We start from the raw sequence: 21,220 nt of genomic DNA, 5'->3' as shown, positions 1-21,220 counted from the left end.
CGCGTTGCTGCTCTAGTCGCATTCTTAACACTGCTTTGTTGCTCATCGCTGCGCAGAAGGATCTTGCCCTTTCCAAAGCAAAAGCCCTCGTTCCCTGCAATCGGAAACGAGGGCAGCTTACTTGCGAGAGGATCTCTCCCAAATATCCCTTACTTCACTTTTACGGATTTGGCCTTTGACCAACTTGAATAGTAATTTGTTCCACCAACTTTTTTATAGGTACGCACTTGGATGTAGTACGTCTTGCCACTCTTAAGACTCGAGACCTTTACCGATGACTTGGTGGCCTTTTTAACAGTGACCGTCTGAGCCTTTTTCATCGATTTATCAGTGGAGAGTCGTACCTGATAGCCGGTCACTGTTTTCTTGATTGTCGATGTTGGTTTCCACGACACTGTGCAGCTTTTTTTCGCAGCCTTTACCTTAGATAGGGCCACAGGCTGAGGGAGTATCTTGAACTGAACAGTTCTCGACCCGCTATACGCGCCCTTGCCCGCAATCAAAATCTTACCCGTCCCAATATTCTTATTGTTCTTATACGTGACAGTGTAGTCGGTCCCCTGCTTGAGAACCTTCCCCTTCCACGTTAGCGTTACCGATGGCTTTTGGGATTTTGCGTTGTAGACCAAAGAGCTCTTGCCAAGCTTAACAGTCACCTTAGACAAACTCGTAGGAGCTGGCTTTGGGCTAGCTGGCGAGTCACCGACTTTGGTATAGGTATCCGCTACGCCGACGGGAACGGCATTCCACGTAAACTTCGCTCCAGCTTCGTTGCGCCAAACACCATCGGGGAAAAGGTTCGGGAGGGTAAGTTTTGTTCCAGTTTTAATTGTCGACAACGAGGAACAGCCGCCAAGGATTTCGTGATAGTCAACAGACTGCACCATGTAATCATCCCAGCTTTCCACATGAGTGGTGTCGAAGCTTGAAAGATCGAGCGCCTCCAAGCTTGAACAGCCCTGAAACATCACGGCCATTTTAGTCACTTTAGATGTATCAAAACGGGAAACATCAAGCCTTTTCAGGCTGGAACAACCGCCGAACATGTACCGCATGTTCGTCACGTTTGAAGTGTCGAAGCCAGAGACGTCGAGATGGGTAAGACCGGAGCAGCCTTCAAACATCATCCACATATTCGTTACGTTCGACGTATCGAACCCAGAAACATCGAGATCGGTAAGACCAGAGCAGCCGCCGAACATGCCGCTCATATCAGTAACCTTAGAAGTGTCGAAGCCAGAGACGTCGAGATGGGTAAGACCGGAGCAGCGCATAAACATTACCCACATATCTGTTACGTTGGATGTATCGAAATGAGAGACATCCAACTCCTTTAAGTTTGAACAGTCAACAAACAAGTTATCCATATCAGTAACTTTGGATGTATCCCATTTTGATACATCCAAAACCTTCAAGGATTTGCACCCATCGAACATGTTACGCATGTTAACGGCGCTTCCCGTATCAAATCGAGACACATCAAGGTTCTCCAGCTTCGAGCAGCCAGTAAACATGCTATCGAAATTACTGACCGACGACGTATCGAAGCCAGAAACGTCAAGAGAGGAGATCGATAGCAACCGGAAGAACATGCCATCCATGTCAGTGACGCTGGACGTATCGAAGCCAGAGACATCGAGAGTTTTTAAATTCGAGCAACCGGAAAACATGTCCGACATGTTGGTGGTGCTCGACGTATCAAATCCAGAAACATCAACCGACGCAAGGCTCGAGCAATTATGGAACATAGAGGCCATGCTTACGACGTTCGATGTGTCGAAACCCGAAAGGTTAAGCGAGACAAGGCTCGAACAGCCCTGAAACATATACGACATATATCCCACGCCTGAAGTATCGAAACCCGAGAGGTCTAGCGTGGTAAGGCTCGAGCAACCGGCAAACATACCCGACATACTAGTAATGCCCGATGTGTCGAAGCCAGTAAAATCAACAGAAGTGAGACTGGCGCACGAAACAAACATCTGGTCTAGATTCTGGGTATTAGTCAAATCGAGATTTGCTAGACCGATTACTTCTTGAAGCGAGGATAGAAAACGAAAATTCAACTGGCGGCCACAATCGATTGCGCCCTCAAAGACAATTTTGACTAAATCGGTCCGACCCTCCCATGGAAGGCTATCCAGGCTTCCGTACTTCCCGTCAGCCGGACGAACAGTCATCGTACCCGATCCATCGACTTTCCATTCACAGGTTCCATTGACAGTCCAACCAGTTTCAGCGAAAGGAGCAATGGAGAGTTCTTGCGCTTCAGCCGTGCTTCTTGCCCCTACAACAGTAAAAGACAATGCACACATAAGCATCGCCAACAAAGCAAGCCCCAAAACACAAAACTGCCTCCCGCGCCTACTCGCACTATCAATGCTTTTCATAGCCACCACTCCTCTATTGGCCCAGATAAAGGCGACTTTCATACCTGACCCATCATATCAAATTTAGCGCTATAGCTTCCGAAATCAGCGAGACCGACGAGCAGCACCTTACGTACTCGGTCAAAAAAAGAAGACCCCGAAGGGTCTTCTAAAAAAGAGAAGTCGCCGGTTTGCCCAAGGAAGTCAGCGAGGGTCCGACAGGCGTCTGGAATTGCCCCGCCTTGGGGCCAAGTTGGCTTCGGCCAACGCCGTGCCCCAAACAAGGGGCAAGGCCAGGTGCCTGTCGGAGCCGCAGCGTCGACGTTCCCGTTCGTCCCGTCAGGGCGAACGGAACTTAAACGATACCCTCGGCCATCATGGCGTCGGCCACCTTCTCGAAGCCGGCGATGTTGGCGCCCATGACGTAGTTGCCCTCATGGCCGTAGCGCTTGGCGGCGTCGTCGATGGCATGGTAGATGCTCACCATGATGCCGTTGAGCTTCGCGTCCACCTCTTCGAAGGTCCAGGACAGACGCTCGGAGTTCTGGGACATCTCCAGACCGGAGGTAGCCACGCCGCCGGCGTTGGCCGCCTTGCCGGGGAAGAACACCACGCCGTTGTTCTGCAGGTACTCGGTGGCCTCCAGGGTGGTGGGCATGTTGGCGCCCTCGGCCAGGATCTTGCAGCCGTTCTTCACCAGGTTCTGCACGTCCTCCATGTGCACCTCGTTCTGGGTGGCGCAGGGCAGGGCGATGTCGCAGGGGGTGACCCACACGCCGCGGCCCTCGTGGTACTCCACGCCCTCGCGGCGCTTCGCGTACTCGGTGAGGCGCGCGCGCTCCACTTCCTTGACCTGCTTGAGCAAAGCCACGTCGATGCCGTTGGGATCGTACACCCAGCCGGTGGAGTCGGACACGGTAACCACCTTGGCGCCCAGCTGCTGAGCCTTCTGGGTGGCGTAGATGGCCACGTTGCCGGAGCCGGAAATGCAGACGGTCTTGCCCTCGAAGGAGTCGTCATGGCACTTCAGGTACTCCTGTACCAGGTACACCACACCGTAGCCGGTGGCCTCGGTACGGGCCAGGGAGCCGCCGAAGGACAGACCCTTGCCGGTCAGCACGCCCTCGAACACGTTCTTGATCTTCTTGTACTGGCCGAACATGAAGCCGATCTCGCGGCCGCCCACGCCGATGTCGCCGGCAGGAACGTCAGTGTCGGCGCCAATGTGACGCTGCAGCTCGGTCATAAAGGCCTGGCAGAAGCGCATGACCTCCATGTCGGACTTGCCCTTCGGGTCGAAGTCGCTGCCACCCTTGCCGCCGCCCATGGGCAGCGTGGTCAGGCTGTTCTTGAAGATCTGCTCGAAGCCCAGGAACTTGATGATGCCCAGGTTCACGGACGGATGGAAGCGCAGACCGCCCTTGTAGGGGCCGATGGCGCTGTTGAACTGCACGCGGAAGCCGCGGTTCACCTGCACCTTGCCGTTGTCGTCGACCCACGGCACGCGGAACATGATGACGCGCTCGGGCTCTACGATGCGCTCCAGGAGGCTGGCGGCCTCGTACTCGGGATGGGCCTCGATGACCGGCTCGAGGGACTGCAGTACCTCGGTGACGGCCTGGATGAACTCGGGCTGCTCGGCGTTCTTCGCCTTAACCTGCTCGATGACGTTGTCGACGTAACTCAATGCGGACCTCCTAGTTGCTCGGACGGCGAAAAACCGTCGCATCCTGCACGACGTCCCGTGCGTTGCGGTCATTATAAGACGGCGTTTTTCGAAACGATGACTTATTAACTGACCAGAAACAAAAGGAGAAACAAGGGGGTGAAACCGAGGGTCAGCGGCGGCAACAGGCCGCAGAAACCCTTAGAGCGACGAATACACCTTGGAGGAGGGCACGTTGAGGGCCGTCAGCAGCAAGACGCCTACCTGCTCCTTTTCGGGAGCGTAGATCACCAGCGTGCCGTTGCCGTTGTCCACCGCCTCCCCTGCCGTAGCCTGGGAGTCATCGGCAACAATGACCGCCTGGAACCCGTCAGTGGTGGCCAGGCACGAAAGCCGCGGCACCAGGCACACGAAGGACTCGGCGCCCAAGTCGACCAGCTGTTGGCGCAGTTGGGCCACGCGCTTTTTGGTGGCGTAGTAATCCACCGCCACCACCCCGATCTTCCGATCGCCGGCCCGCAGCACCGCCGGCTCGGCGTAACGCTGCAGATCGTCAAGATCCAGCGTGATGACTCCGGAGCCCTTCTCCTCGTAGGACGAGCGCACGTCCGAGGCATACACAGGCCGCTCGATCATGTCCAAGGGCAAACGGGAAAGCTCTGCGGCCACCATGGCGCCAATGGTCTCGGGGGCCTTGGTTTCCTCGTCGGTGGGGTCCACCGCCGGGCGCAGGGCGTCGAGCGGATCGTAGGTGCCGTCGTAGACAATGGTGGTGTAGCCCTGCATCTGCCCGAACACGTCGTCCACCGCCGAGGCCGCCACATTCCACGATCGCCCCGTCTCGAAGTAGCGCATAAGCACAGCACCCCCCAGGATGACCAGGAGGGCGAAGACCAAAAGAGCTACTTTTTCGCGGGTTCGCTTCTTCATACTGCCCGCTATTATACCGTGGCCCCGCCCCCGACTGGGGACAGGGCCACAGCTTCACTATTTCCTTGGGGACTCGGCCGCTACTCCGCCAGTTCCACCACCGGCTGCTTGGCCGCCTCCAGCATGCGTTTCACGAAATGCCCGGTGAAGGAGCCCTCCACCTCGGCCACCTCCTCGGGCGTGCCCTGGGCGATAATCTGGCCGCCGCGGTCGCCGCCCTCGGGGCCCAGGTCGATGATATGGTCGGCGCACTTGATGACGTCCAGGTTATGCTCGATGACCAGCACCGTGTTGCCGGCATCCACCAAGCGCTCGAGCACCTCGAGCAGCTGGCGCACATCCTCGAAGTGCAGGCCCGTGGTGGGCTCGTCCAGGATGTAGAAGGTCTTGCCGCTCTGGCGCTTCTGCAGCTCGCTGGCCAGCTTCACGCGCTGGGCCTCGCCGCCGGAAAGGGTGGTAGCCGGCTGGCCCAGACGCACGTAGCCCAGACCCACATCGTAGAGCGTCTGCAGCTTGCGCTTGATGCCGGGGATGTTCTCGAAGAACGCCAGGGCGTCCTCCACCGTCATGTCGAGCACCTGGGCGATGTTCTTGCCGCGATAGGTGACCTGCAGCGTCTCGCGATTGTAGCGCTCGCCGTTGCACACCTCGCAAGGCACGTAGACGTCCGGCAGGAAGTGCATCTCGATTTTGATTTGGCCGTCGCCCTTGCAGGCCTCGCAGCGGCCGCCGCTGACATTGAACGAGAAGCGTCCCGGCGAGTAGCCGCGGGCCTTGGACTCGCTGGTGCTGGCGAACAGGGCGCGGATGTCGTCCCACAGGCCAATATAGGTGGCCGGGTTCGAGCGCGGCGTGCGGCCGATGGGGCTCTGGTCGATGTTGATGACCTTGTCGAGCTTGTCCAGGCCGGTTATCTTGCGGTACGGGCCCGTGCGGCGGTGCGCATGATTCAGGCGGTTGGCCAACGCCGGCGCCAGGGTATCGGTGACCAGCGACGACTTACCCGAGCCCGACACGCCCGTGACCACCGTCAGCGTGCCGATGGGCACTTCCAGGGTGACGTTCTGCAGGTTGTTCTCGGTAGCGCCCGTCATCTTGAGCGAACCGCGACCGGGCTTGCGGCGCTCGGCCGGCACCTCGATACGCCGACGGCCCGCCAGATAATCGGCGGTGATGGAGCCCTTGGTGGCCATGACCTCGGCCGGAGTGCCGGCGGCAATGACCTCGCCACCGTGCTCGCCGGCGCGCGGCCCCATGTCCACCACGAAATCGGCAGCGCGAATAGTATCCTCGTCATGTTCGACCACTACCACCGTATTGCCCAAATCGCGCAGGCGCTCCAGAGTGGCAATAAGGCGCTCGTTATCGCGCTGGTGCAAGCCAATGGAGGGCTCGTCCAGAATATAGAGGACGCCCATGAGGCCCGCGCCAATTTGCGTGGCCAGGCGAATACGCTGAGCCTCGCCGCCCGACAGCGTGGCCGTGGCGCGCTCCAGCGTCAGATAGTCCAGGCCCACGTCCACCAAAAAGCGCAGACGCTCGCGAATCTCCTTGACAATGGGCAGGGCGATGACGGCTGCCTGGCCCTTGAAGTCCAGGTCATCGAAGAAGCGCAGGGAGTCGACGGCGGCCATCTCGGTAACATCGTGAATAGAGCGGCCGTTCACCGTGACGGCCAGAATTTCCGGCTTCAGGCGCTTGCCGCCGCAGGTCTCGCAGGGCACCGTGGCGAAGTAGGCGCCCAGCTTCTCGCGCTGAGCGTCGGACTGGGCCTCGGTGTAACGGCGCTTGACCGCGGCCAGAGCGCCCTCCCACTCGATGTACCAATAGGTATCGCGCCCGTCCACCGTGCGGTAATCCACCCGCACTTTCTCTTTTCCCAAGCCGTTCAGCAGCGCTTTCTGGGCCTTTTTGGGCATGTCCTCCCACGGCGTGGAAGAATCCACCCCCATATGCTTGGCCACGGCCCGTAGAACCTGCGGGTAATAGTTGCCGCTCTTGAACGGCGCGATGGCGCCCTCGTCCAAAGACAGCGACGGATCGGGCACCACCAGCGACGGGTCCACCTCGTCGCGGCTGCCAATGCCCAGACAGTCGGGGCAGGCACCGTAAGGTGCGTTGAAGGAGAAGTCGCGCGGCTGCAGCTCGTCCATGGAGTGGCCGTGCTCCGGACACGCCAGGGCCAGCGAGAACAAATGCTCGCCCTCGCCCAGGCCGCCCGTGGCGCCCGAAGAGGTACCCCCGGCAGCCCCCAGAGGCTTGCCGTCGGAGCCCAGCACCTGCACAAGCACGCGGCCCTCGGCCAAACGAGTGGCCAGTTCCACCGCCTCGGCAATACGGCTGGTGGCCGACTCCTTGAGCGTGACGCGGTCCACCACCACATCGATGAAGTGCTTGATCTTCTTGTTGAGCGTAATGGGCTCGCCGGTGAGCTTCACAATCTCGCCGTCGATGCGCACGCGGGAGAAGCCCTCCTTCTGCAGGTCGGCGAAGAGCTTCGTGAACTCGCCCTTGCGACCAGCCACCACCGGCGCCAGGATGATGGCCTTGGTGGCCTCGCCCTGGGCCCCGTCGCCCAGGCGCAGGATCTCGTCAGTAACCTGATCGGTGGTTTGCTTCTTGATTTCCCGACCGCACTCCGGGCAGTGGGGCACGCCCACGCGGGCGAAGAGCAGACGCAGATAGTCGTAGATTTCCGTCGTAGTGCCCACCGTGGAGCGCGGGTTTTTCGAGGTAGTTTTCTGGTCGATGGACACTGCCGGCGACAGGCCGTCGATGGAATCCAGGTCGGGCTTCGACATTTGCCCCAGGAACATGCGCGCGTAGCTGGACAGACTTTCCACGTAACGGCGCTGGCCCTCGGCGTACATGGTATCGAAGGCAAGGCTGGACTTGCCCGAGCCGGAAAGACCGGTGATGACCACTAGCTGGTCGCGCGGAATGGTAAGGTCGATGTCCTTCAGGTTGTGCTCGCGAGCGCCCTTGATGACAATTTCATTGGCCATAATGTGCTGTTGTTCCCTCTCAGACGTAAAGCAACGGACGCCCTGAGGCCGCCCGTTGCCGTATAAGTTGTTTTCGTCTGCGTATTCTATCGGGAACGAAGGCGAAAGACCATTAATTTATCAAACTTTTGTTCGTGTTCATGAATTTCGCATAGATGAGCCCTGAGATAATCTCAGCGCTGGCCGCGAATGATCGGCAAGCCCGACCCAGGACCCTAAAGCGCAGCTGCCGCCGGCTCGTCGGGCAGCGCTACCGCGCCCTCGGCCTCGGCTGTCGCGGGCTCGTCGCTCCCCTTCATCTTATGAAACGCCTTAAGGGTAAGGCGATGGCTTTTGCGCTGCTCCTGCGGTGCGCGCAGCGAGGCGAACACAAAGCTGCTGGCCGCCACCAGCAGCACCACCATGGCAAAGAACACCACCGGGTAGCTGGAAGCATCCAGAAGCGCGCCCGTTCCCAAGCCCGTCAGCGCGGACCCAGCGTAGGCCACAAGATTCACCGAGGACAGAATGGCCGACACCTGCAGCACGCTCACCTCAAGCAGCAGCATGCGCAGCGATGTGGCCACGCACACGCCCATGGCCACGCTGAACACCGCGCACACGGCCATAAACGCATACTCCTGCCCCACGCCCACCAGAACGCCCAGGGCCGCCGTGGTCAACGTCACCACCACCAGGCTCGCCATCAAAGCACGCCGCGGATCCATGCGCGCCACCAAAGGCGATCCCAAAAGCGACGGCGCCATGACCAGAGCCAAAATTAAAGAGCCCGCCATGGGAGACGTCTCCCCGAAACACTGATAGGCAATGGGTGCCGCGAAGGACTGGAAGAAGTTGCTCACCGTCCAGGTAACCACATAGCACACGCCCACCACGGCAAAAAGACGGCGATGGTGCAGAGGAATAAACAGGCGCGGCTTGATGGAGGCGCGCAGAGACACCGTGCGGTCGAGAGGCTCGTGAACAATGGGCAGCAGGAACAGGCACACGGCCAGAATGGCAATCATCACGCCGTAGATGACGCTCAGGCGGGGAACAAGCCCGTAGAGAATGCCCACGCCCACCGAGCCGATCATGATGCCGAACATCGAGCCGCAACTGGCCACGGTAGAGCCCCAGCTCAAATGCTTCTCCCCTACGCAGTCGATGACCAGGGCCGACACGGCACTCATGCCGAAACCGGCGGCCAAGCCCTGCACAAAGCGCGCCGTCAGCACATCGGCGCCGCTTTCCGCACGCAGAAACAGGATGCAGCCGAGAATGGCCAGCATCACCGTCAGGCTGGTAATAGGCGTGCGCCCGAAGGAATCCGAGATGCGACCGGCGAAGAGCAGCGTCAAGGCCACCGCCGTCAGATAGGTGAACATCGTGTTCGAGATATCCGCCGTGGTAAGCCCGATAGTGGCTTGATAGTCGGCGTACAGCGGAATGGGAACCGCGGTCGACGCGAAAATCGCCATGAACGTGACGGTTGCCAAGATAAAACCGCGCAGGGACTGAGCGTCCGAGAGCTGTGCCTTCTGCATCCTTTCCTCCGTGAGAACGAAACTGCCAGCCATCCTTCGCAGGAACGGAACATCCCGAGAAGGTGAGCGCAGTATGAACCCCTTGAACGGGGAATTCAAGAGGAAAGGTCAACTTTTCCGTTCGGCGATGAAACCCCTCCACTGGACGCGCCACGCATCGGCAGTCGTCACGGTTCCTTCACGGATTTTCGGACAGAACGAACGGAATGAGGAAAGCGGGCCCACGGCCCACCGAACGAAATCATGGGCTTCAAGCCCTGACAGTCCCGTTGGCGTCGCCATCAGAAACCGCCGCCAAAGCACCACTACATGATGGCGTGGCTGGCTGTTTGCATAAGGTAAGGGATATAGGCGAGCACAACGAGGGCCGCCCAGAACAACATCTTTGCCTTCTTGCGACTCATGGCTCCTCCCTTCACCTGCGGTCTCGGCATGATCAACACCGACGAACCCTCTAAAAATTCAATTAGCATTTTGAGGGAAGCAGTCCGCGCTCAAAGGCGCAGAAAGAAAGCGTGAGAACAGTGCAACCGCCTTGAAACGCGGCCGCCGCCTCACTGTTCACGAGCCGTCAAAAAAGATGAACCCTAGGCGCGAGGATGGGCCTGGCCGTGCACGTTTTTCAGACGGTCCACCGATACGTGAGTATAGATTTGGGTGGTGGACAAGCTGGCATGGCCCAACATGTCCTGCACGCTGCGCAAATCGGCTCCGCCCTCCAAAAGCGTGGTGGCAAACGAATGGCGCACCGCATGGGGCGAGAGGCTTTCATCGAGCCCCGCTAAAGCCAAGGCGCGCTTGAAGCGCTTGCGCAGGCTGTCGGCGCTCATGGGGTTGCCCCGATTCGAGATAAAGAACCGATCGCTCTGCTTCTCCCCCAGCAGCTGAGGACGAGCCTCGCGCAGGTACCGCTCCATGACCTCGGCCGCTCCCCGACTCAGAGGGATAAGGCGCTCCTTGGCGCGCTTGCCGAACACCTTGACTTCCAGCGCGGGAAAATCCACCCATTCCACCAGCAGCCCCGAAGCCTCGGAAATACGGGCGCCGCAGGAGAAGAGAAATTCAAGCAGGGCCTGGTCTCGCAGGTCATCGGGCGTTTGGGGACGCGGGTTGCCCTCTCGATCCACCGGACCCATCACCGAGAGCAGCGCCTTCATGTCGTCCACCGTCATCACTTTCGGCAGTCGATGGGCGCTCTTCGGCGCTTGCATGACGCTGACGGGATCGTTGTCAGTGCGGCCCTCCGCATTGAGCCAGCGGAAGAAGGACCGCAGAGCCGACAGATGACGCTTGATGGTGGTGCGGGCATAGCGCGCCTGATCGAGCTCGGCCAAATAGCGGCGCAACTGGCGATAGGTAACCGCCAGCGGATCGAGCCCCATACGCGCCGCCCAGCGCAGATAAGCCAGCAAATCGTCGCGATAGGCACGAACCGTATGATCGGACGCCCCCTGCTCCACCACGAGCATGGCACAGAAATCGTCGACGTCCGCCCTATGGGGAAGCGCCGCATCGTCCAACACGGCCGCCTGCCTGCCCACCACGGCGCCCCCTAGGCCGGCAGCGGCGTCATAAGACCCGCCGCCTCAAGAGCCGACCGGTAGTCGGCCAAAGCCGCATTGGCGCGATCGGCGTAGGCGCGATAGCGCTCCTTCTTGTTGCGGATACGCTGCTCGAACGGACACATAATACCGAAATTCACATGCATGGGCTGATAGTCAACGGTAGCCTCGTCGGTCGCGTAGTTCAAGAGCGCTCCGTAAACCGTGTCCACAGAAAGCTCCGGCAAAGCCACGCCCCGCAGATCGGCCGTCACCGCCAGGGCACCGTGCAGCCCCGATCGGATGGCCTCGCAGTAGCCCTCGGTGCCAGCCAGCTGCCCCACCACGTACACCGGCACGCCCAAAGCCTCGGCCTGAGGCGTGCGAAGACGATTGTGGTTGTCCAGCAGGCGCGGCGCGTCAATGAAGGTATTGCGATGCATGACCCCATAGCGCGCAAACTCGGCCTGCTCCAGGCCGGGAATCATCGAGAACACCCGACGCTGCTCGGGGAAGGTCAAATTCGTCTGGAAACCCACCAAGTTGTAGCTGGTGCCGAAGGCGTCCTCGGCCCGCAGCTGCAACGCAGCCCAGGGGCGACGCCCCGTGCGTGGATCCGTGAGCCCGACGGGCTTCAAGGTACCGAAGCGCGGCGCGTCGTGACCGGCCCGGGCAATCTCCTCGATAGGCTGACAGGCCTGGAAGAGATCCTTCGACTCGAAGTCCTTCTTGATAACGCGCTCGGCCCCCAGCAGCTCCTCGATGAACGCATCGTACTCCTCGCGCGTAAACGGCGCGTTCAGATAGTCGCCGCCGCTCTCGGCATCCTCATAACGGCTCTGGCGAAACACCTTGTCCATGTCGATGGAGTCCGCCATGACCACCGGCGCCGCTGCGTCGTAGAAGGCAAGGGCGTCGCGCCCCGTCAGGTCCATAAGCGCGGACGAGAGTCCGTCGGACGTAAGGGGACCCGACGCCAGTACCAGGGCGTCGCTTTGACGGGCAAGGGCGCCCAGATCCGTGGCCTCCTCGCGTATCACCTCGATAAGCGGATGCGCTGTTATTTGCTCGGTGACGGCGGCGGCGAACTGCACGCGGTCGACGGCCAGGGCACCCCCGGCCGCCACGGCGTGGCGCTTCGCGGCGGCCAGCACCGGCGAGCCCAACACCGTCAGCTCTTCCTTCAGAAGACCCGCGGCACTGTCCGGCTTCATGCTCTTCAGGGAGTTCGAGCACACGAGCTCGGCGAAGTCCCCGCTGTGATGCACTGCCGTCTGCTGGACGGGACGCATCTCCCACAGACGCACGGCAATGCCGCGGTCCGCCAAACTCAAAGCCGCCTCGCTGCCCGCCAGACCGCCGCCGATTATGGTTACGTGTTGTGTCATGGCTCAACAGGATACCAAATAACAGGGTTTCCACGGCAGTCAAATCGGAACGGGACGGCCGCCGTTCACAAACCGATGCGCTCATAGCGCTACCTCCTTCTTCCCGCCGTCAAAGCGGGGCCGTAACGACCATCGGGATACTGGGCGATAAGTCCATCGCGTTGAGCGGTGGCCAGCCAGACCATGAGCCATGTGAACGAGTCTTCCCCGGGACGCGCCGCTTGGGCCAGATTGCGCAGCGCCTCCATGCCCAGCGGCTCAGCGCGCAATGCCTCGAGCAAAGTCTCCGTCGGTGTCTCCACCCCCGGCCGGGCCGGCGCGGGCGCTTCCTTTTCAGCCTCCTCGTCGGGAAAGCGCAGGCATCCGAAGGTTTGGAGCAGCGCATCGTCAAAGGCATCGTCGTCGACGATGGGCAGCGCGCCCTGGTAGAGCAGGCGGTTCGATCCGCGCGAGCTGGCAGAGGTGATGGCCCCGGGTACCACCCACACCTCGCGCCCAGCCGTCAGCGCCTCATCGGCCGTAGAGAAGGTGCCTGAGGGCAAGCCCGCCTCCACAATGAGCGTCGCCCGGGCCAAACCGGCAATCAGGCGATTGCGCGCCCGAAACGTGTAGCCCTGGGGCGGGAAATCCCACGGATGCTCGGACACCACCGCTCCTCCCCCGCCTATGATGCGCTGAAAGAGCCCAGCGTTCTCGGCCGGGTAGATCTGATTGCAGCCGCCGCCGAGAAACGCCACCGTGGGCGCGCCAGCTGCCAGAGCTGCCTCGTGGGCCACGGCATCGCAGCCCCGCGCGCCGCCCGAGATGATCACCACGCCGCGCTCGGCCGCTCGACCCGCAAAGCGCTTGGCCGCCGAGCGCCCGTAGGGCGTGGCCCTCCGGGCGCCCACCACGGCCAAACCCTCGCGCAGCACGTCGGGGTTTCCCACCCCGAAGAGCCGCTCGGGCGGATTGGATATGGCGGCAAGAGCGGCGGGAAACGCCGCATCGTCGCGACCAATCTCGAATCGCGGCCCCTCCAAAACCATCGTCCGCACTCCCATCAGCTGCCTCCCACTCCTTCCCGCACGCGAAAGTTGATTGCTTCCGCCACATGCTCTTCCAAAACTTCAGACGACTCCGCCATATCGGCAATGGTGCGCGCCACCAGCGCCGTGCGCACCATTGCGCGACCGCTCATCGCACGGAGCTCGGCCACCGACACCAGAAACTGCCGGGCGCTATCGGCCAGAGCGCACGTCTCCAACGGCGATCGGGATCCGTGCGTCCCCACCGCGTCCTCCTGCGCTCTGCGCCAAGCGGCAAAGGCGCGGCCGCGCACCACCGCCTCCCGCAGCTGGGCCGACGAGGTGCCCCGCCCCGCTTCAAGCACCCGGCCAGGCGGGATGCGCCGCACATCCAGGTGCAAATCGATGCGGTCCATCAGCGGCCCTCCGATGCGATTCTGGTATCCGTGAATCTGAGGGACCGTGCAGTGGCATTCGTGCTGATCGTCACCGTAATAGCCGCAGGGACACGGGTTGGTGGCCGCCACCAGCATGAAGCGTGCCGGAAAGGTGACATTGCCGTCGGCCCGGGTCAAGCTGACGGCACCAGACTCAAGGGGCTGACGAATGCTTTGCAGCGCCGACACGCGAAACTCCGCCAGCTCGTCCAAGAACAGCACGCCGTGATGAGCCAGTGAAATTTCACCCGGGCGGATTGGGTTGCCCCCGCCCACCAGTCCGGCCTGCGTGGCGCTGTGGTGGGGGCTGCGGAAGGGCCGACGACCCGCAATGATGCCCTCAATGGGCTCGTTGGCTACCGAGTGAACCACGGCCGCCTCGATGGCCTCATCCTCCGTCAGGGGCGGCAGAATGGTGGCGATGCGAGAGGCCAGCATGGTTTTCCCCGATCCCGGAGGGCCCATCATGAGCAGTCCGTGAGAGCCTGCAGCGGCAATCTGAAAGGCACGTTTCGCCACCTCATGGCCAGCCACATCGGAGAAGTCGAGCGACGGGAGCGCCGCAGCCTGCCGCGGCGCTGAGTCATGGGCGGAAAGCACCCGGACGGCTCCACCTTCCTGGACCAGCTGACCCAAATGCCGCAAGGAGAACGTCGCCACCCCCTCCAAGGGAACGGGATCGCTCTCTTGGGCGCAAACAAAGGCGCAGCCGCGCTCCCGCGCGCAAATAGCGCAGGGAAGCGTACCCGAGACGGGGCGCACGCGCCCTTCCAGGGACAGCTCCCCCACGTACAACGTGTCCTTTACCCAGGCGGGGTCAATCTGCTGGCTCGCCGCCAAGATACCCACGGCCATGGGCACATCGAAGCCCGATCCCGTCTTTCGCACATTGCTCGGCGCCAGGTTGATGACAATCTTCTCGTTGGGAACGGTGAAACCCGCCGCGCGAATGGCGGCCTTCACGCGCTCCCGCGCCTCCTGAATGGCCGCATCGGGCATACCCACAATGGAAATGCCCGGAAGGCCACCCGATACGACCACCTCTACGGCAACGGGAATGACATCTACCCCGCGCACTGTGGCGCTCATGACGGCGCATTGCCCGTGTTGCATGGTCTAGCACCCGCAGAAGGCGCCGGGATGGTGGCGGATAAGGGCGCGACCCCCGTCCACGGCCACCACCGAGACGACGTCGAAGCGCACCGCCACTTCGCCGACATAGTGCTGCTGGACGTAGGCCAGGGCGATGTTCTCGTATTTGCGGCGCTTCTTCTCGTTAACGGCATCGGCGGGAAAGCCCTTGTCGACGCCTCGACGCGTCTTTACCTCCACAAACACCAGGGCGTCGCCGTCCATGGCCACGATATCGGCCTCTCCGGCAAAGCAGGTCCAATTGCGATCGAGGATGAGAAAACCGCGACGACGCAGAAAATCGGCCGCCGCCTCCTCGCCGCGCCGGCCAAGCTCCTTGTTGCGCTTGCCTGCCGACTTCTTCCCCGAAGCGTTCTTGCTCTTTTTCGAGGCCGGCTCTTTATCGGTGCCCTTACGGCCCTTGCGCTCCTTGCGCTTTTCCCCTTCGGGGAAATCGTCCCAGCAAGGACGATCGTCCCAAACAGGAATATCGCTTTCGAACTCGAAAAACTCCTCATAGCAACGCGGTTGATCCATAGGTTTGCTCCTTTCGTCAAAGCGAAGGGCAACCTTATGGACCGAGCGTCCAAAACAATTCGGATCAAAGTCGCATTGCGTTCGCAGCAGCGTCGCACGTGCGCCACGCCGCTCCCTCAAACGGCAGATCAGCGACGGTCAGTCAGAAAACGCCTGCGAAAACGAACTGCCTCCCATTTCTCGTGGTCCAAGAAAGGGGAGGCAGTTCAAAACTCGCCAGAAGCAACTCGAAAGACTAGAAAAGCGATTCCTGCGTAAAGGCCGTGCAGAAGCTGCGACGGTGCAGCGGGGTAAGTCCCTTCTGCCTAATGGCCTCAGTGTGATCGGCTGAGCCATAGCCTTTGTTCGAGGCAAAGCCATAGCCGGGATACTGCCGATCGTAGGCTTCCATAAGCTCATCGCGGGCCACTTTCGCCACCAGCGACGCCGCGGCAATGGCAGCGCATTTACTGTCGCCCTTGACCACGTTGATCTCGCGCTCGTCCAAATGGAGCGGATTGCCGTCCAGCAGGATGATGTCTACCGTCACACCCTGGCGTTCCACCTCGGCAATGGCGGCCCGGAAGGCCTGGCGCAGCGAGGCAGTCATGCCCTGGCGGTCGATGACGGCAGGCTCGATATACTGCACGGCCCAAGCCACGGCCTGCTCGCGCACCTGGGCCGCAATGGCCGTGCGATTCTCGGGCTTCACCTGCTTCGAGTCGTTGAGGCCGGCAATCAGCGGCTCGGCAGGCAGCACTACGCCGCCCACGGCCAAGGGACCGGCCAAAGGCCCGCGCCCTACCTCGTCGAGCCCGAGCACCACCCTACCGCCGCGCTCGGCCGCCAGAGCCTGCTGATAGGCGTAGAGCCCCTGCAGACGGTCGGCCTCGGCCCGCTCGGCCTCCAGACGGCGCCGCGCCACTTCGACTGCGCTGCGCACGCCCTTGCGGGTGTCGGCCACCAGGGAGCGCTCCAACACGGCGAACTGGGCCTCGTCGGCCTCCTGCAGCTTGCGGCGAATCTCGGGGACGGTGAGGTCGATCACCGGGGCTCCTTTCCAAAGGGTGCACTACCATGAAAAAAAGGCCCCCGAAGGAGCCTTTTCAAAACAAGAGAAATAAGGCCTAGCGGAAAGCCTTCTCCTTGATCTTGGCAGCCTTGCCCACCTTGTTGCGCAGGTAGTACAGCTTGGCGCGACGCACATCGCCCTTACGAGTGACCTCGATCTTCTCGATCTTCGGGGAGTGCACGGGGAAGGTACGCTCAACGCCCACGGAGAAGCTGATCTTGCGCACGGTGAAGGTCTCGCGGGAAGAGGCGCCCTGACGACGGATGACGTCGCCCTGGAACACCTGAATACGCTCGCGGTTGCCCTCGGTAATACGGTAGTGGACCTTAACGTTGTCGCCCACGTTGAACTCGGGGAGGTCCTGCTTGATCTGCTGCTGCTCGATAGCGCGAATGATATCCATTGCCATGTCCTTCTATATTCACCGTTGGTCTTGCATCAAATTTGGTTTGGACGCGATTTGACAGTATATCGCCCTGCCGCACCCCGTGCAAGGGGAAATTTCCCCTCCTTCGAGGAATGTCCACGAACGGCCTGCGCGGCGCGGCGGCCGTTTTCGGGAGCCCGCAGCCTACTGACGATTCGGATCCTCGGTATCGGTTTCCTGGGCCACGAGCATCTGCTCGAACATAGAAGCCGTGGCCGTGAAATCGCTGGGCAGCACCACCGTGGACTGGCGGCCGTTGCGGGCGAACTCGCTCATCATGTCGGTCCACTGGGTAAAGATGAACAGCTGGTTGGCCTCGGCCGCCGACACCCCGGAGCTCTTGATAACGGCCAGGGACTCGGAAATGCCGTCGGCAATGGCCTTGCGCTGGGCGGCAATGCCGCGGCCCGCCTGCTCCATGGCCTCGGCGCGGGCGCGGGCCTCGGTGACCACTTTGATGCGCTCGGCCTCGGCCAGCGACTGGGCCGCTTCCTTCTCGCGCTGGGCGGAGTTGATGCGGTTCATGGACTGCTCCACATCGGCGGGAAGATCAATGGAGGTGATCAGCGTGGACACCACGTCGTAGCCGTAGGCCACCATGAGACTGGAAACCGTCTGGTTCACATCGGAGGCAATGGCATCCTTCTTGTCGAACACCTCGTCAAGGGTGTACTGGGGCACGCTGGAACGCAGCGCGTCGATGAGGTAGGAGCGCATCTGAGCCGTGGGATTGGCCAGCATATAGTAGCTGCGCCACACGCCGGAAGGCTGGCCCTGGGAGGCCGGCTGGGTGCTCACGCGGTACTGGGCGGCAATGGCCATGGTGACGGTCACGTTGTCGCGGGTCTTCGCGTCGATGCCGAACTGTTCCTGGCGCGTGCGCATGTCCACCTTGGCGGCGATGGTCTCGAAGAAGGGAATCTTCACGTTGAGGCCGGCGCTCACTGAGCGGTTGAACTTGCCCAGACGCTCGATGATGTACACGTTCTGCTGCGGCACGATGAACAGCGCCTGAGGCAGCAGAAGAACGACGAGAACGACAATGATGGCCAGCAAGATCATAGGGACTCCTTTCCGATTGCGCCCGGGCCGCAGGAGCGGAACAGCAGATCGCATCCCCGTGGTTCCGACTTGAGCGCACGCCAATACCCAGAGGCTTTTCCAGCAGTATAGCATTGAGGCAACGGCCCTGCTCAATTCGCGCGCCTTCAGCCAAGTCGCAGTAAAATGAAGCGGAAACATCCGCACCATCAACCCTGACAGCGAGGAGCCCCCATGATCGATCCCCAGCGCGCCGCCCTTATTCTCATTGACATGCAGGAGGGCTTTATCGATACCGCCTCTCCCCTCTGCATTGCCGGCGCCGCCGCAACGGTGCCTGCCTGCGCCCGCGCCCTGGAGGGCGCCCGAGCCCATGGTATGACCGTCGTACACGTGCGCCGCCAGTACGCCGCGGACGGCAGCAACGTGGAGGCAGTGCGCTGGGAGGCCTGGGCCGAGGGCGGCCGCCCCCTGTCCACGGCGTGGCCCGAGAGCCTTGGCTGCCCCAAGGAGCTGGCTCCCCTTTCCGGCGAGCCCGTCATCTTCAAGCCCAGCTTCTCGGCTTTCTTCGGCACCGAGCTGGCGGCGCTCCTGCGTCAGAAGGGCATCACCACCGTGGTGCTGGCCGGCACCACCACTCCCAACTGCGTGCGCTCTACCGCTTACGACGGGCTGTCCCTGGGCTTCAACGTGGCCGTGGTGCGCGACGCCACCTCTTCGCGCACGCCCGAGGTGCAAGAGGCCAACCTGGCCGATATGGAGTTTATCGGAGTGTCGCTTATCCACGCCGACGAGCTGGCCTCAGGGGGCCTTGAGTACGTACGGGACACCGAAGACGAGGTCGCCCGCGCCGTGGCCCTCGAGCGCAAAATAGCCGGCGAAGAGGCCGATGCGGCAAGCGCCCCCGAGCCAGTGCCCCACCTTGACTCCATTGAGACCGTGTCCACGGGCTGGATCAACAAGTACCTGCTGCACTACATCACCGTCGACGGCAAGCCCTATACCTACGAGGCTGCCTCGCGCAAGGGACCCGAGGCCTTTGCCGCCCAGCTTGCCCATCTGGGCGCCGGTGAGGCGCCGCGCACGGACGCCGTGGGCATGGTGCCCATTCTGCCCGACGGCTCCATCCTGCTCATTCGCGAGTTCCGCTATCCGCTGAACTCGTGGTGCATCTCCTTCCCCGCTGGGCTCATCGACGGCGACGAGTCGCTTCGGGAGGCCGTGGCCCGCGAGCTGGCCGAAGAGACGGGCTACCGCCTGCGCGAGGATTTGGGCGAAGAGGCCGTGCGCGTACTGCCGCAGACCGGCTTCTCATCGACGGGCATGTCGGAAGAAAGCGTACAGGTGGTGTACGCTTTCGTGGAGCCAGCCGGCGAAGCGCGGCCCGAGGATGCGGAGCTCATTCGCCCCTTCGTGCTGAAGCGCAGCGAGATTCGCCCCTTCCTGGAGAGCAACCGCACCCCCATCGGCACCCGCGCCCAGCTCATTCTGGAGTCGCTGGCGCTGTAGGTCTTAGCCGGCCAGTCGACGCTCGGCCGCTTCGAGCGCGGCGTAGAATTCGTTGCGGCTATGCACGTCTAGCTTCGTATAGATATGGCTGACATGGGCCTTAAGCGTGCCCTGGGCAATAACAAGGTGCTTCTCTATTTGCAGGTTGGTTCTCTTCTGAGCCAAGAGCAGTGCTATTTCCTGCTCGCGCGCCGTGAGCCCGAATTCCTTCGCAAGGGACTCGCAGGCCAGGGCGCGCAAGGCCTGGTCATCATAGTCGATGCGCACCTCCGGCTCGCCGGCGCCCTCCGACGGCCGAACCACCTGCACGCCCCAGCGGGCGAACATGTCGCTATTGCCCATGAAGAGCACGACGAACAGAGCCACGGATATCACGGAGAGCGCCACACGCAGGCCGAAAACCTGATCATCGGTTAAAGCCGGCAGCATCAACTCGCCCAGAAGCCAGCCGACAATGTAGGCCGCGTAGCGAGCCCCGCGCTCGATGCCGTTCAAACGCACCGCACTCAATCCGTACCGGTAGCTGATGCCGGAAAACACAATCATCACGACGATGGCAAATCCGATATCGCCCGCGCTAAAAAGACCCGCGGACAGGCCACCATGCACCCCCAAGCCCGGCATGAGTGTAATCATCGCCACAATGACGAGTGGCACCACCACGCGGTAGACGCGATCCACGCGAAAGCGTGTCGATCCGCTCAACACGGCAACGACAATAAGGCAAGGTAGCGCCACGCTGCACAAAAGCACAAACACTGACGACGGGTCCTCCGAGACAAGATAGAAACTCTCGGCAAAGGAGACCACGGCCATGAGCACCACCAGCTTGACCGGATAGGTCACGCGCCCGGATTTGCCGTCCCCGAAGAGCGGGGCATCAATACGAGAACCTGGCTCGCGGGCCGAGCGCACGCAGCTGTCCCAGGCCCATACTATGTTGAACAACGGCATGACGATCATCAAAGGCCAAAGACGCTCGGCCGGCATACTCGAGAGGAAGAACGTCAGCAGCTCGCCGAGCACCAGAGCCGCTGAGTAAAAGAGCGCGACGCGGGTCACGTTGAGGGAGCCGAAGAACTCGCACCACACAAGCATGCTCGCGCCCGTGGCCGTCATGGCCAGCATCGTGCCCGCGAACGACAGCACGCCCCGACCTATCAGCAACGTATCCACCACAATGAGCGCCGATCCCAAGCAGGCAAACCCCGCCACGGCACCAATGAGCCACGAACGACGGTAGAGCGGGCACAGGCGCGGCGCAAAAGCAGCCAGCAGAACATTCACCACTACCGTGCAGGCCATGCCAGCCACATAGGCCTCGACGCTCGAAGTAGCGAAGATGCTCCCATCGAAGAGCAGGGCGGCCCAGGCGCGCTGCACGCCAATGCCCAGGAACACGAGCGGTATGCCCGCCAGCCCTCGATAGAGCTTCTCCAGCCGGTTCATGCGCATCCTCCCCCTCGCTGTTTCGCTGGTATCAGCATACTTCATTTTCGAAAAATATCGGTCCGCTCGCAAGGATCGGTCTATCTATATCTAACTGAAAATAATTTTGATCAGGAGTTTCAGAGGACTATCTTTCGGGTTATCAAAGATAACCCCTTCTTTTTCCCACGGCTGATGCGCCCTGCACCGCCGCTGCGCACAATGGG

At 61.4% G+C, this 21,220-nt stretch carries 15 protein-coding genes; 1 reads left to right on the top strand and 14 read right to left on the bottom strand.

Going from position 1 to position 21,220, the window contains the following annotated elements; translation table 11 throughout:
- Nucleotides 1-149: 149 nt before the first annotated feature.
- The 13 genes from PZH32_RS08815 to PZH32_RS08755 form a co-directional block, all read right to left on the bottom strand.
- Entirely contained in the window at nucleotides 150-2,390 is a 2,241-nt protein-coding gene (locus PZH32_RS08815) for a BspA family leucine-rich repeat surface protein (RefSeq protein ID WP_275207608.1), read from the bottom strand.
- 334 nt (nucleotides 2,391-2,724) lie between these two features.
- A complete protein-coding gene (gdhA, locus tag PZH32_RS08810) occupies nucleotides 2,725-4,056 on the bottom strand; it encodes an NADP-specific glutamate dehydrogenase (protein ID WP_343074513.1) in 1,332 nt (443 codons plus the stop codon).
- Between the two features lie 180 nt (nucleotides 4,057-4,236).
- Nucleotides 4,237-4,965: a hypothetical protein gene (locus PZH32_RS08805; RefSeq protein WP_275207606.1), complete on the bottom strand. Its 729-nt coding sequence runs from the start codon at nucleotides 4,963-4,965 to the stop codon at nucleotides 4,237-4,239.
- Between the two features lie 80 nt (nucleotides 4,966-5,045).
- Nucleotides 5,046-7,970 carry an excinuclease ABC subunit UvrA gene (gene uvrA / locus PZH32_RS08800; protein ID WP_275207605.1) on the bottom strand — a complete coding sequence of 975 codons (2,925 nt, stop codon included), beginning with the start codon at nucleotides 7,968-7,970 and terminating at the stop codon, nucleotides 5,046-5,048.
- A gap of 215 nt (nucleotides 7,971-8,185) precedes the next feature.
- The gene (locus tag PZH32_RS08795; protein ID WP_275207604.1) at nucleotides 8,186-9,496 is read right to left on the bottom strand and encodes an MFS transporter; all 1,311 of its coding nucleotides are present in this window, start codon (nucleotides 9,494-9,496) and stop codon (nucleotides 8,186-8,188) included.
- Nucleotides 9,497-10,083: 587 nt separating this feature from the next.
- A complete protein-coding gene (locus PZH32_RS08790; RefSeq protein ID WP_275207603.1) occupies nucleotides 10,084-11,040 on the bottom strand; it encodes a site-specific tyrosine recombinase XerD in 957 nt (318 codons plus the stop codon).
- Nucleotides 11,041-11,048: 8 nt separating this feature from the next.
- Nucleotides 11,049-12,425 carry a methylenetetrahydrofolate--tRNA-(uracil(54)-C(5))-methyltransferase (FADH(2)-oxidizing) TrmFO gene (gene trmFO / locus PZH32_RS08785; protein WP_275207602.1) on the bottom strand — a complete coding sequence of 459 codons (1,377 nt, stop codon included), beginning with the start codon at nucleotides 12,423-12,425 and terminating at the stop codon, nucleotides 11,049-11,051.
- 89 nt (nucleotides 12,426-12,514) lie between these two features.
- On the bottom strand, nucleotides 12,515-13,468 hold the full coding sequence (gene dprA, locus PZH32_RS08780) for a DNA-processing protein DprA (RefSeq protein ID WP_275207601.1): 954 nt from the start codon (nucleotides 13,466-13,468) through the stop codon (nucleotides 12,515-12,517).
- Nucleotides 13,468-14,958, bottom strand: a complete 1,491-nt coding sequence (locus PZH32_RS08775) for a YifB family Mg chelatase-like AAA ATPase (RefSeq protein ID WP_275207600.1) — start codon at nucleotides 14,956-14,958, stop codon at nucleotides 13,468-13,470. Before PZH32_RS08775 ends, dprA begins: the two co-directional genes overlap by 1 nt.
- A gap of 27 nt (nucleotides 14,959-14,985) precedes the next feature.
- Complete coding sequence (locus tag PZH32_RS08770; protein ID WP_275207599.1) at nucleotides 14,986-15,537, bottom strand: YraN family protein; 552 nt, start codon at nucleotides 15,535-15,537, stop codon at nucleotides 14,986-14,988.
- A 235-nt stretch (nucleotides 15,538-15,772) separates the two neighbouring features.
- Nucleotides 15,773-16,561, bottom strand: coding sequence for a ribonuclease HII (locus PZH32_RS08765; RefSeq protein WP_275208224.1), 789 nt, complete (start codon nucleotides 16,559-16,561; stop codon nucleotides 15,773-15,775).
- 82 nt (nucleotides 16,562-16,643) lie between these two features.
- Nucleotides 16,644-16,991: a 50S ribosomal protein L19 gene (gene rplS / locus PZH32_RS08760; protein WP_275207598.1), complete on the bottom strand. Its 348-nt coding sequence runs from the start codon at nucleotides 16,989-16,991 to the stop codon at nucleotides 16,644-16,646.
- A 168-nt stretch (nucleotides 16,992-17,159) separates the two neighbouring features.
- The gene (locus PZH32_RS08755; RefSeq protein ID WP_275207596.1) at nucleotides 17,160-18,077 is read right to left on the bottom strand and encodes an SPFH domain-containing protein; all 918 of its coding nucleotides are present in this window, start codon (nucleotides 18,075-18,077) and stop codon (nucleotides 17,160-17,162) included.
- 213 nt (nucleotides 18,078-18,290) lie between these two features.
- Between PZH32_RS08755 and PZH32_RS08750 the strand changes: the two genes are divergently transcribed.
- Nucleotides 18,291-19,565, top strand: a complete 1,275-nt coding sequence (locus tag PZH32_RS08750; RefSeq protein ID WP_275207594.1) for an isochorismatase family protein — start codon at nucleotides 18,291-18,293, stop codon at nucleotides 19,563-19,565.
- A gap of 3 nt (nucleotides 19,566-19,568) precedes the next feature.
- Here PZH32_RS08750 and PZH32_RS08745 read toward each other — a convergent pair whose 3' ends face one another.
- Entirely contained in the window at nucleotides 19,569-21,014 is a 1,446-nt protein-coding gene (locus PZH32_RS08745) for a helix-turn-helix transcriptional regulator (protein WP_275207592.1), read from the bottom strand.
- Nucleotides 21,015-21,220 lie beyond the last annotated feature (206 nt).

The organism is Adlercreutzia equolifaciens, assembly GCF_029076695.1.
GTDB lineage: Bacteria > Actinomycetota > Coriobacteriia > Coriobacteriales > Eggerthellaceae > Adlercreutzia > Adlercreutzia equolifaciens_A.
The sequence above is the reverse complement of the archived record's forward strand: the minus strand, read 5'-3'. Positions and strand labels throughout refer to the sequence as shown.

Coding starts and splice junctions, on each gene's coding strand:
- PZH32_RS08815 (WP_275207608.1), bottom strand. CDS start 2,390: ATGAAAAGCATTGATAGTGCGAGTAGGCGCGGGAGGCAGTTTTGTGTT.
- PZH32_RS08805 (WP_275207606.1), bottom strand. CDS start 4,965: ATGAAGAAGCGAACCCGCGAAAAAGTAGCTCTTTTGGTCTTCGCCCTC.
- uvrA (WP_275207605.1), bottom strand. CDS start 7,970: ATGGCCAATGAAATTGTCATCAAGGGCGCTCGCGAGCACAACCTGAAG.
- PZH32_RS08795 (WP_275207604.1), bottom strand. CDS start 9,496: ATGCAGAAGGCACAGCTCTCGGACGCTCAGTCCCTGCGCGGTTTTATC.
- trmFO (WP_275207602.1), bottom strand. CDS start 12,425: ATGACACAACACGTAACCATAATCGGCGGCGGTCTGGCGGGCAGCGAG.
- dprA (WP_275207601.1), bottom strand. CDS start 13,468: ATGGGAGTGCGGACGATGGTTTTGGAGGGGCCGCGATTCGAGATTGGT.
- PZH32_RS08775 (WP_275207600.1), bottom strand. CDS start 14,958: ATGAGCGCCACAGTGCGCGGGGTAGATGTCATTCCCGTTGCCGTAGAG.
- PZH32_RS08770 (WP_275207599.1), bottom strand. CDS start 15,537: ATGGATCAACCGCGTTGCTATGAGGAGTTTTTCGAGTTCGAAAGCGAT.
- rplS (WP_275207598.1), bottom strand. CDS start 16,991: ATGGATATCATTCGCGCTATCGAGCAGCAGCAGATCAAGCAGGACCTC.
- PZH32_RS08755 (WP_275207596.1), bottom strand. CDS start 18,077: ATGATCTTGCTGGCCATCATTGTCGTTCTCGTCGTTCTTCTGCTGCCT.
- PZH32_RS08750 (WP_275207594.1), top strand. CDS start 18,291: ATGATCGATCCCCAGCGCGCCGCCCTTATTCTCATTGACATGCAGGAG.
- PZH32_RS08745 (WP_275207592.1), bottom strand. CDS start 21,014: ATGAACCGGCTGGAGAAGCTCTATCGAGGGCTGGCGGGCATACCGCTC.